At 54.9% G+C, this 11,744-nt stretch carries 6 protein-coding genes and 1 pseudogene; 5 read left to right on the top strand and 2 right to left on the bottom strand.

The genetic code is table 11. From position 1 onward, the window contains the following. Nucleotides 1–692 precede the first annotated feature (692 nt). Nucleotides 693–937 (top strand): annotated as a pseudogene (locus NLM15_RS34020) (hypothetical protein); the annotation flags it as partial. Between the two features lie 72 nt (nt 938–1,009). On the opposite strand, the gene NLM15_RS34025 reads toward NLM15_RS34020, so the two are convergent. Both NLM15_RS34025 and NLM15_RS34030 read right to left on the bottom strand, forming a co-directional pair. Then, nucleotides 1,010–3,097, bottom strand: a complete 2,088-nt coding sequence (locus NLM15_RS34025) for a hypothetical protein (protein ID WP_254122254.1) — start codon at nt 3,095–3,097, stop codon at nt 1,010–1,012. Continuing rightward, the gene (locus tag NLM15_RS34030; protein ID WP_254122256.1) at nt 3,098–6,235 is read right to left on the bottom strand and encodes a hypothetical protein; all 3,138 of its coding nucleotides are present in this window, start codon (nt 6,233–6,235) and stop codon (nt 3,098–3,100) included. It abuts the gene before it with no gap. A gap of 294 nt (nt 6,236–6,529) precedes the next feature. On the opposite strand from NLM15_RS34030, the gene NLM15_RS44140 reads away from it, so the two are divergent. From NLM15_RS44140 to NLM15_RS34045, 4 genes are all read left to right on the top strand, one after another. Further along, the gene (locus NLM15_RS44140; protein ID WP_375166948.1) at nt 6,530–6,868 is read left to right on the top strand and encodes a tyrosine-type recombinase/integrase; all 339 of its coding nucleotides are present in this window, start codon (nt 6,530–6,532) and stop codon (nt 6,866–6,868) included. Nucleotides 6,869–7,688: 820 nt separating this feature from the next. Beyond that, entirely contained in the window at nt 7,689–8,057 is a 369-nt protein-coding gene (locus NLM15_RS34035) for a hypothetical protein (RefSeq protein WP_254122258.1), read from the top strand. Further along, the gene (locus NLM15_RS34040; RefSeq protein WP_254122260.1) at nt 8,029–8,196 is read left to right on the top strand and encodes a hypothetical protein; all 168 of its coding nucleotides are present in this window, start codon (nt 8,029–8,031) and stop codon (nt 8,194–8,196) included. The genes NLM15_RS34035 and NLM15_RS34040 overlap by 29 nt, the downstream gene beginning before the upstream one ends. 1,253 nt (nt 8,197–9,449) lie before the next feature. After that, nucleotides 9,450–10,736: a CARDB domain-containing protein gene (locus NLM15_RS34045; RefSeq protein ID WP_254122262.1), complete on the top strand. Its 1,287-nt coding sequence runs from the start codon at nt 9,450–9,452 to the stop codon at nt 10,734–10,736. The last annotated feature ends 1,008 nt before the right edge of the window (nt 10,737–11,744 follow it).

The raw sequence follows: 11,744 nt of genomic DNA on the forward strand, positions 1-11,744 counted from the left end.
GATGGCGCCTTCAAGAGTTTCTGGATGTGCGGAATGTAATAGTCTCAATCAATCGGCGACGTGGGTCTGTCGCCACCGACCAAACTCAGATACGCCCACTCCGGATTATGTCGGCAATATCCGTGCTCAATCTTCAATTGCACCGTAGCGCCTACGGATTCAGCAATGCTGCGACCCGCTTTATCGAGATTGCACAGTCCTTGTAGCGCGCCTGAAGCGCCACGCAGTCAGCATCTTCTCCGATACCGGTGTAATGGGCGGAGAGATCGATTTGTTTATAGGGCTCATCGAGATAGATGCCATTTGGCGCCACAAACTGACTTTCGACCTCTGACGTTGGTAGCGCGGGCGACGTGTCGTGATCTTACACAACCTGCATCAGCACCAAGGACGTGGCAGCTTTGGACAGCTCGTTGCGCCACATACGAAGCGAACTGCTAGACCTTCCGAGATTAATTAGCTCCCACATCCACGCCGTTGACTTGGAGCGCTCCGCAGCGACGCCCGAAATTGCACGCATTGGTGCCTTCCGTCCCAGACTTACAAGAGCATGCAATTTGCTGAAATGCCGGGCTACCGCTGCTGACCAATTCGCGAAGTCGCCGTACTGCAGCATCGCCCTTGTGGCGCTCTGCGTCGCATAGAGCCCGGTCTCCGGTTTCGGGCGCGTTAAAACCGACTAGCCGAACGTTCTGCTGACTATCGCCAGTGCCATCGTCGAGCCGATCCACCCGAAGGCGATGCCGGTGACCTTAATTTCGGGTGAGGAGCTCGACGTCTGAAGGCGCGCCGTGGGGCGAGGCGAAGGCGCTCCAGCGCGCCGCTGCCGGATGAGACGTTGAGATTGCGCGGCATGAAACACACCGCCGCTTGGCCCGATGGCCCCTGGCATCCGCATGAACATTTGTTTCAAGAACAGTTGAGCCTCGTGTTGTGAACGCGATCCGCCGGATCGGCGATGAGGTGCATCTCCATCTGTTGCAAGCCCCGACCCACGCCACCAGCTCACTCAATTCGGCGGAGGGAACCCCTTGATGAATCGGAATTTCGTAGCGTCATTGTCCGTATCGACAGTGATGTTCGCTGTTCTCAACCTCCCGTCTTTCACCCCAACGAACATGATGTCGGACGGATCGTCAGCCTTCAGCGGCATTTTGACAACGCAAAAGTGGTTTTCAAAAACATAGGTTTTCCGGCCGAGTGGTCCTTTGAGATCACGAACGGAAGCATGCATGGCGATGACACCTTGAGAACGGATCGCGTACTGTTGTTCCCACGACGGAATGATCGATTCGCCGATGTTTCCGGGGTCCGTCCAGAACGTGTACCACTTCTTATCCATGTAAGCATCCTTCTTAATATTCTTGATCGGGCTGCTTGTGACCTGCACAAGACGAATGACGAACTGAGCGTTGCCCTTCATCATTTCATTCATATCGGCGCCCCAGGCGTAGCGTCCGGTCACCACAGAGCCATGGTGAACGTCACCCGAAAAAACAACTAGCGCCTTGAGATTGGTTTCATTCTTAAGCCAGTCCATGAGTTCCGAGCGTTGAACCGTGTTGTTAGCGTAAAGCTCGTAATCCCCTTCATAGCGATCCGAGGGATATTTAAAGAGCTTACTTTGGATATAGAGCATGCTTCGATGGGGTAAAAACGGCGTCGGCAAAACCAAAAGCAGCAGCCCGGCTCTAGGCAAACCCTGTTGATCCATCTCTTCTTTGATCGCTGGCCACACTTTTTTTCCGCTCAACACGACCGACTCACCCCTCCGGTATTCGCGCCGAGTCCGCGTGTCGACGCAAATTGCCTTCGGGTTCGACGCTGCCGTAAAGGTCCAATGAAAGTTCATTAGCTGTTTGTCGTAAAAGTACGACGTCGGGCCCGGCATCCCCTTGCCTGTTCGAAGTCTCTCGAAATGCTTGAAGAGAGTGTCGCGAAAGTCCTTGTTGAATTTGCCGGGCTCGTTTCCCCACGCCTGAAAAGCCCAGTAGGCTGCCAAACCGTTCGAGATGATTCTTGTCGCAAGCGGGCTCGCCTTTGTCGCCGTCTCCCAGGGTTCATCGAGGTTCCAGTCGTCCGTGACTTCATGATCATCGCAGAGCATGTAGACCGCGATATTTGCCATGACTCGGCGGCTGGACTGCACAGCCGTCGGGAAATCCTCCAAATTCGGGACCGAGCCGTCGTCGACCCCATAGAGCTTGCAAAGCTCGGGGCTCCACACTGCTAAATACATCGAAGCATACTCCGCAAATGAGAGAAGATGAGCTTCTCCATCTTCTGTGCTGAATCCGATTGGACTCGTGATCCTATGGCTTAACTGCTTACGACCCGACCAAAGCTCCTCGGGGCCGGGAGCCCATTTCGATCCGCGACCTGCGCCGGGCTCTTCCGTCCACTTGGGGTTCTCGTGGGTAAAGTAATCAACTGACGTGTAGCCCGACCCGTCTGCTTTCGGAATTTTTTCGACATAGCCAAAGACGTTTTTCGCGATTTTCTGAACCGCCTTAAAGAGCGGAACAGCCACATCGTCGCCGTAAATTTGGTCGCCGCTGAGAAGAAGACTTGAGGGCCTTTTCTCGGGATCCGCGGCGTTCGTGGCCATGAATTCATCAAAGACATTGTGAGCATCTTCGCCGTGCGCCCCAGGGCGGCGACACGATCCGGTCGCAAGCGTCGAGTTTTTCTTTTCACCGATAATGAACGTCGGCAAATCAAACGGGGGATAATTGATTCTGAGTTTCAGATCACTGATCTTCGTCGTTTTCGGTTCACCGTTTTCTTCGGTGTTCAGGATTAAGTCATAGCCCAAGATCAAATCCGTCGGAAACAATCCCGATTTCGGCACGGCCGAGCAAAGGACAATCCAGATATTCTCGCCGATCCTCATTCGGTATTCGTCGCTGATCCTTAAAATAATTTCCTTGAAGGCTTTGTCGACAAGCCTTGTAGCGATCGACCCGTCGTTGTTGTAGGGAACAACGCGAGCCTGAGACCCTTTGATCTCTTTACTGCACGCCACCCAAAACCAGACGATTTCGCGCGTCGCTTTGCGCACGATCGGTCCTGCCAACACAAAAGGATGTGCAGCCATTTATTCCGGAACCCACTCTCCCGCGGCGTTCTTGATCCAAACGGGAAGCCTGTCGTCGGCGCGGAGATGCACGAGTGTTGTCGGGACACGGACGAGCCACGGATCCCCTTGCGGAACCTCTTCTCCTGGTCTCGCCAATCGTTCGGCGATTTCGTCGGCGATCGGAAGATAGAGTGGAGACGAGATCGGCGGCAGTCCCTTTCCCTTCCACGGCTCGCCAAAATGCATAAAGTGATCGATAGCGCCCTCAAATCCGGGACGCGCGGGAACTACGACCCGGCAATATCCGGCCTTTAAGAACTGGTTGAACTCGGGATCATTTTCTTCATAAGAGACTTTGGACTCCCACTGGCTTTTACGTCCCCAGAAATACGGATACGTGACCCATGTCATATGCTCCCATTCGAACGCCTGCTCGATGAAGCGCACGTACGGTCCTTCGGCCTCGTTCTCGTAAAGGTCCGATTCCGGAAGTCCGTGGGACCCTGTCGCCACCGCACCAAATCGTTCAAAGTGCTGATCAGTGAGAATTGCCACGCAGTTCTTTCGCAGTTCATCCTTCATTAACTGCAGATTGAGCGCTGGGCTTTTTCCTTTGATCGCAACACCTACCTGCATTTCGAGGTTCGCCAGTTTCTCCTCGTAGTCGGCCTGAAGCACCTTGTAGGCTTGGGTGAGCTTCGCGTGAGTTTCATGCCTCCACTTTCTCATCGCGCGCTCGGTGCGTTGGCATTTCACTTCACCGGCAATTGCCACATGACTGATCTTGTACGTGTTTAGAGCAAACGGAATCGAATCTGTCTCCAGATCCAAGTCCGTGCTCCACATCCAATCGCCCTTGGGAAAACGGTGTGTCCGCTTCCCGAGAACCACGTCGACCGTGGCGGCGTCTTCCCAGATGTTCGCTACTTTGCCGACACTGCCATGAACGGCTTGGTATCCTTCGTCGATGACGATTTGGCCGGAATGATCGTAATCCGTGCTGTCGTCTCCGCCGCCCGCCTTGAAATCAAATGATTTCGTTTTGTACTCATCCGGCGGAGGCGTGACATCCGTTGCACGGTAGAGCGACACGTAAGTGTGATAATTAATTTCGTCGATCTCATTAGGTCGAAGAGTGAAAGGCAACGGCCTTTCGAGCTCCATGGCGTGGGCATGGCTTTTCTCAAGGGCCGCGATCAAGAAAGCACCGGGCTCTGGCACCGTGAAGTCAAACATCGTGCGCAAGCCATAGTTAAACATTTGCGCTTCGTAGACTTTGTTAACCCATTGGTAAACGCCGCTGATGTTCGCGGGGCCGTCGGTGTTATCCAAAGTGTGCAGGTTCTTTTCGATGACTTCGTTGGTGACCCGGAGCGAGGCTCGCTGAAGAACGCGCTCCGTGATTTTTCTGGAACTGCGCTCCGTTACTTCTTGCGAAAATTTCGCCGCGGTTTTCGTCGCCTCTTCCTTGGTGCGATCGAGAGACCCCTCTGCACTCGCGGAAAAATCAACCGTGGGCCCGTACCTTCCTGACAGAGTGAGGCCTGCTTTAAGGGAGGCGTCCTCTCTCAAAGTGTTTTCCGTCTCGCGGGACATCTCGAAGCGGTTAGTCGATTCGAGCTCGCGTTCTTCGGTCGTGGTGGTCTCGCTTTCGCGGAATGTGACCTCTTCGGTCTCTCGGCGGCGCGAGTGCTCGCGATCCTTTTTCTCGCCTTTTAAGATGGATTCGATGTGAGCCACATCCGCCGCTTCATATTTGATCAGCTGCTGTTTGATGATCAAGAGATCGGCCATTCCCGAAGGAGCCACTTTGCCGTGGGAGTGAGGGACCCGGGGATCTAAGGGCAAGGGCGGCCCGGTCAGTGTTCCAACGCCAGAGCCTAAGACCAGAGTCGTCCAGTCTGACGCAAGAGGAGTCGCAACTTTGACGAGCGTGTTTCCGATTCGCTTGAGGCTTGTCCGCGTTGGCCTGCCAAAAAGAGATTCAAGTTCCTTCGCTAACGCTGTCTGCTCGCTTCGAAGAGACTCTACAATTTGATCAAGTGGGCGCTCGGAAACCGCAAGCCCTCGTTCTTTTAACGACGCGCGAGAGGCTTCGGGCATTTGAAGTTCGACCGCTGGTTTCAGCCGAAAGCTTGCCTCACCAGGCAAGAGGGGTGTGAATTCGCCTGTTCCGTTTTGCAGTTTTAGCGCCGGAAAAGCGCTCCCTTCAACTTTGGGGCCGAGTTCGACATTCGGAATTGTTCTCGTCGCGGGAGTTGGAGTTCCAGTTGCTCCCGCAGCGCCAGACTCATTCCTGATGTTGAGCTCAGTGCGCAAGAGATTCAGCTGCGAGAGGTGCTGGCGCTGACCCATTTCGGTTGAAAAAACCTGCACCGGTCGCCACTGAGGGGCGACCATGAATCCCACAGCCGGTCGTTGCGGCGTTGATTGGATATTGTCTCGGACGGTTCCGAGCCTCTTTAAGACCTCGACTGTTGTTCCCAGGTGCTTATAGAGATCGAATTTCTTTTGAGCGTTCTCTCGTCTTTTCTTCTCTTCTTCTTCACGTCTTTTCTGCTCCTCTTTCTCTTGCTCGGAGTTGGACAGCGCGGAAGGAGGAAGCAAGATATCTGGAAGGCGAAACGATCGACGCCGATACCGCCAGAGCACAGCCCCTTTTGCGGGAAAGTCGTCGACTTTGGAAATTTGAAGAATTGTTTCTAAGTCGCGAAGCTGGCGCGAGAGCTGTTCAATGGGCCTTTCATGCTCTTCAGGAAGAAGTTTGATCGCAATCAAACTATCCTTCAAAGAAGAGATCGGCTGATTGAGCGACCCTCGTAGCGCGAGAGTGTCCGGGCGTGCTCCGAAAGCGTCATCAACGGCTTGGGTCGCTTCCGAATTCGTCACCGCCTCTTTCTTTTCTAACGTGTCGAATGCAGTTGCGAGCGCCTTCAATTCTTTGGCGATAGAGAAGAGTTTCGGATCACCAATAAAAGCTGATGATTTAACGAAGTCACGTGCGGCGACCTTGTAGGCCTCCCGGCGATTACGACTTGTCTCGGCCGCTTTGAGCGCTGCTTGGAAAGGAGATTCTTGCGCCAGTAAAATGCTAGGAGCGTCTTCGCTCTGAGCTACCGCCGGCCGGGTGAGCATGAATCGGAAAAGAATTTCCACGGCGAACGCTCCCTTCTTTTGCAGAAGCTGACCTGCCCGGCTTGTTCCTCCGGGCGAGACTGGAGTCAGGGATGAGATTGGCGCGTGTTCGGGGGGAAAGCAATGGGTGATCGGCGGAGCTGATGATGTGGACGGCCCCACCGATGCGCTTCAGGGTCTGGCTTGGGGCCGCCATTTTGGGACCGACAGCCGGGTGCCACGTCACATGGCTGCTCTGATTTGCTCCAGTAAATCGTGCTTGCGCGGCCATGCTTTGTAAATAGAATCGCCTGAAGATTCAAAAGCGTGCGCTTTATGCCGGGCAAGCAGGCGAAGATTTTAGCTGCTGACCAGATCGACAATCTTCTTCTGTTTGCCGAAACGACTCGGTATCCGCTTCGAGACCGCGTGATCGTCTTGCTCTCTGTGAAAGCTGGCCTTCGAGCCGCTGAGATTGCGAACCTCACGTGGGAGATGGTTCTCGATCCGAACGGTGCCATTAGCCCAGCCTTGGAGGGCGCTGCAAAGAAGGGCCATGGCCGAATTCCCTCTCCATGCAGCCCTTCGAGAGGCGCTCTCCCCGCTCCGAGGGAAATCCGAACCTTCACAGCCCGTCGTGCTTTCGGAGCGGGGCGGCAAGATGAAAGCGCGTAACATCGTCATCTGGTTTAGCCGCGCCTACCGAGCTATCGGTCTTGACGGCTGCTCCTCGCATTCGGGCCGCCGAACATTCATCACGCGTGCGGCCCGGCTTGTACATAAAGCCGGTGGCTCCTTGCGCGATGTTCAGTTGTTGGCTGGCATCGCTCGATCCAGACCACGCAAGGTACATCGATGGCGACAGTGACGCCCAGCGGAGGCTGGTATCACTGATCTAGGACGCCGCTCACATCCCCCACGACCGCTGCGGAAGAAGGCAGCAAGGCTGGCCCCCTTCAACCTTCCTAAACTACACAAAGACGCTGACGCTTTGATCCGCGCCGTCTGTGCAGTCGTGGAATCCCTGTCATTCCTCGATGAGATCGACGAAGAAATTCGTTACGCGGGTTTGGATCAAGCTGTCGCGTCGGGCAATACACCGCCCATTTTTGATTGGCTCCTTACGTCAGGGTATCTCTGACCGGGTTGCGCGGAGCTACGTGGAGAAGCATGACACCGCGTCCTAGTCCAGGATGAAGGCAAAGCCTCGAAAGGTCGCGCTCCTGCCGGAAACTTCAAACTTACTGGGACTACGCGGGCTGCCGGTATGACAATGGAAGCTTCACTTGTGCCGAGCCCGATCATATCGACGCCTGCCCGGTACCTCGTCCACGCCTGCTGCTGGCGTTACTTGTGATCGCCGCGGCGGGCTGACTGTGGGACAAGCTCGATGAATGGGTGCGTGGCCGTTCGTGCTTTTGGCAGGGATAATCTGTTTCGGCTGGCTCATGAGCTAGCCCCTGCGCTGAGCGGGTCTAGGGCTGAGAGTAGAGCGATGATCCTCAATCGGAAAGACTTGCGGGAAGCCATTTTCACATCTGTGGGCGGCGGCATTCTGATCGCCATCGCCTTTTGGCTGCGTGGTCTAATCGAAGCCTACATGGGTGAAACAGCCGCAAGTTGGCTCCTCAATATTTTCCTGCTCGTCTATTTGCTGTCGCTGATCCCGGTTTTGAGTGGCTGGCTGGAAATTCGAAACTGGGAACGCATGGAGCGCAAGCAGAAGAGGACGAGCGCGAGCGGGTTAAAATGGAGAGGCAGGCAAGACAGCAGCAGGATGAATATGATCCTTCCTGAACTGGGTTCGGTAAAACCGACGGACGGCCAACCGTCTGATGTGCATCGCCGAAGAGGAGCAGATTGAGGACCCGGAACGTCGCAGTTGGATCATCGAACGACGTGAGCGCGAAAGCCCCAATGCGTTGACTGACCTTCCCCGGCTGTTTGATTTGATGAAGGCCAATCGCGATCTCAAAAAATTCGGGATCGAGCCCCCCCGCTAGGTGGTAGCAACCGCTGGTAGCCGAAGACCATCAAAAGAAGATAACCCTCGCGAGGAAGCTTGAATCCTGCGCAGTGGGGCATCGACACCTTGCGGCCCAGGGTGTAAATTCCTCGTGCCGCTGGTGAGAAACAGCATGGCCAGGATCTTACCTCTCTCACGAAAGGCCGCGACGATCCTTGCTGGGGTCGCTATCGGAGCTGCAGTAGCGTGGGAGGCAGAGGCACAGCCCAGAACGTTGCCCGATCTTACCGTATCCATGAGCGCGGCGCCGGTCGACGTGCTTGTCGGCAGGGCCTACGAAATCCAGATCATAATTGCCAATACGTCACCCGGATCACGCCGACCATCTCTGCTCAGAGACGCGCCGCCGATTGTACCCACCCCTCCAGTTGGAGGACTTGAAGTACCTCGATCCGGCGCACCTACAATCGCCGAAGGCGGGGCCGATGTGCAGAAAGCGCTTCTGAAGCTCACAACGACTTTCGCGGGTCATCGGCCAGTCTCAATTCAAACGCAACCGCTTATTTCCACCATAAGGTGCGATCCAGCAGCTGGTGTTGGGATGGAGCCTGATCCGACGACCGATATCTGTCGGTTTGGCCCCCTCAACAAAGGCGGACGCTGGACGATCACCCTGGTCTACCCCGCCGTGGGCTATATGCGGGGACCTCGGGGCGTGACCCTGCTTCCTGGCAATATGGCACCCGTCAGGTATGAGGCGCACATCGACTATCCTAATCAGATTGTCGAACGAGACGAGACGAACAATAAAGCCCAAGTTTCAATAAAGGTTCAAATCCCCACACAGGGGCCAGCGGGTGGGCCAGTTACAGGAGGTAATACCGAGCCCGCAGGATCCACAAGACAGTCGTTTTATTTTGACGGGTATCGTACCTGTAAAACGGGAGTCTCGTGCACCGAAAAGCTCTGCTCATGGGGTCAGGGGGTGGATATGAGTCTAGCTGGCACGAGAACTTTCTTTTGCCCCCTCTGCGGCAACGTTCCGATTTGTGGCCAGTTGAGGGAATGGGGTGAACTGAAGAACCGGGCGACTTTTAGGGGGCGTGAAAATTGTCCGTATCCGATGCCCGTGGGCTTCTGCTGAGGCTTAATCGAGGCGCTGCTGATAGAGGACTGGCTTTCGGTCGACTGTCGTGCAGCGTTCGAACAGCAGGCGCTCAGGAACGTGCTTGATAGAGACGCAGCAATCAGTCCATCTCATGTAAGGTTAAGAGCCTGTGGAGAGGAAGGATGGCCGGAGATCATTTCTATACGATTTCTGCCGCTGAACGCGACGCCGCCGTTCAGAATTCCAACTACAAGTCGGAAGGGACGGCGTGCTGGGTAATCGCACCTGATTCCCCTCTCGTTAACCCTAGAGGCCTTGGTGAACATTTCTACACAACCTCCGCGTCCGAACGCGACAATGCGGTCGCGAACGTGGGTTATCTTAGCGAGGGTGTAAGCTGTTTCGTCTTAGAGAGTCAGCTCTTTGGAAGCGTACCGCTATATCGCATGGTGAGCGGGATTAATGGCGACCACTTCTACACAATATCCGCGGCGGAACGCGATAATGCGATTGCCAACCTCAACTATACTAGTGAGGGCGTCGCATGCTATGTTTTCGATATTAAGACCGCGGAGAACTCCCCGCTGTTTCGCCTCCTAAGCAAGAATACCGGGGAGCATTTTTATACTACTTCGGTGCTCGAGCGAGACAACGCCATCGCAAATCTTAACTATGCGGATGAAGGCACTAAATGCTTCGTCTATACGGCGCCTCGACCGAATGCCGTCGCCTTCCACAGACTTGTCCGAGCAAGCGACCCTCAAGCGCCCGTCCCATTATTTCGCGCCTACAACCCGAACAATGGGGATCATTTTTACACCACGTCCGCTGTGGAGGCGGATTTCGCCGTCCAAAGATACGGCTACAGGGGCGAAGGTAAGGCCTGCTACGTCTATGACAAACCTCGAGGTGGAGTAACTCCATTCTACCGTTGCGTCAGCACAAAGATCGGAGACCATTTCTATACAACAGATCTCGCTGAACGGGATAATGCTGTTGCAGCGTTGGGCTATCGTGACGAAGGAGTTGCCTGCTACGTCTACGCAAATCAGACGCAAGGGTTCGTACCTCTATACCGCCTCGTGCAGACAGCCGCCGCCGCTGCTCGTATTCCTGACGGCCGTCCACAGGTTCAACGCGCAGAACTCACGTGGCTAAATACATGGATTCAACCAACGCAATTCCCGAAACCGGGACAAGCTTTTGTCGTCTATTTCAGCCTTGCGAACATTGGCAACAAGGCGTCGGGGCCATTCAAGATTCGCCTCGAGCTTGATGGGGGCGCGTCAAGAACAGACATAGCAGCCCCAGGGTACAATCCAGGACAAGGCGACTACGTGTATTGGCAGTTTCCGTATGGTTTGGGGGTGGGCCATCACTATGTTTATGCCTATCTCGATATTTTGAATCAGGTCCCAGAGAGCAGCAAAGCAAACAACATCAGTTACAGTGGATTCGGAGTTTCATAGAAAGCTTCCTCGGCACGAGCAGCCCGGATGAGCATCAACGCGCAGATCCGGACTTCGCCGAGGATTCCGCCGGCTCCCCCTAGCTCTCTATTCGGCGGTCAGAGAGTTATCACGAAGCTCCGCTTTGGACTGGGCCGAAATAAGAGTACGAGCGAAGCTGCGGCTCGCGCGGAAGGGCACAACAAGGCTCTGGGCTACCTTCTTGCTCAATTCATCAAGGATGCTCAATATAGGTCGCTCCACACTTGTGTGCTACTTACGGACAATGGTTCCCGCTGTTTGATCACCGCGGCGGCTCGGGAGCGTAAGCATCTTCTTCAGTGCCTTGCTCGCATCACCGCGTCCTTGATAAGTGCCGAGCAAAACGCTTGTCGCTATTAGAAGTCACCTAAACCTCCGGCCTCAGTCGCTCACCTACGTAGTGCTCAACGACGCCGAGTTTGAGTGAGGCGCCAATCCTAAGGAATAGGCTGCCCCCAAAAAAGCGAGAGCTTTCCTTTTCGGAAACCAACACGTTCAGAAATCTGCCGATCAGCGGTCCTTCATCAATGCCGGCTCGGGGACTTTTTAGCATCGACGATTGCAACAAACCTGGCACAGACTCGCCGATTTTGATGCTACATCGATACCACTTCGCGAAACTAGAATAAGGAGTCGTTGCGGATCGTCAAATCGAGCGCGCGACAAGTGTCACAGTTTGACGCCAGCGCAGGCCCAACGATCGTATCGGCAAAACTGTATCGACGGACTTCCGCTTTGCTTATCAGCGGGAATATCGCCTCTTGTTTCCGAGCTTTTGGGAAATGCCCAATATCCGTAGCTCGGTCCGCTTAATGATATCGTCGAGGTCCGTCTGCGGCCGTAGCGAAACCAGAAACTAAAACGGCCTCCTGCCCGAAGCGAATCGCTGTGGCCGGCGGCCCCTCGCCACAAAGCGTTGGGGCAGGTCCTTGAAAGTGTTCCTGATTTGAGCACGCTTGCGGCGGCCGGGCTACAACCTAAATTCGT

This window comes from Bradyrhizobium sp. CCGB20 (assembly GCF_024199855.1).
In the GTDB taxonomy this organism is placed as follows: Bacteria; Pseudomonadota; Alphaproteobacteria; order Rhizobiales; family Xanthobacteraceae; genus Bradyrhizobium.

Bases quoted from the DNA above. Each gene is read 5' to 3' on its own strand.
- NLM15_RS34025 (WP_254122254.1), bottom strand. From the start codon at position 3,097: ATGGCTGCACATCCTTTTGTGTTGGCAGGACCGATCGTGCGCAAAGCG.
- NLM15_RS44140 (WP_375166948.1), top strand. From the start codon at position 6,530: ATGCCGGGCAAGCAGGCGAAGATTTTAGCTGCTGACCAGATCGACAAT.
- NLM15_RS34035 (WP_254122258.1), top strand. From the start codon at position 7,689: ATGATCCTCAATCGGAAAGACTTGCGGGAAGCCATTTTCACATCTGTG.
- NLM15_RS34040 (WP_254122260.1), top strand. From the start codon at position 8,029: ATGTGCATCGCCGAAGAGGAGCAGATTGAGGACCCGGAACGTCGCAGT.
- NLM15_RS34045 (WP_254122262.1), top strand. From the start codon at position 9,450: ATGGCCGGAGATCATTTCTATACGATTTCTGCCGCTGAACGCGACGCC.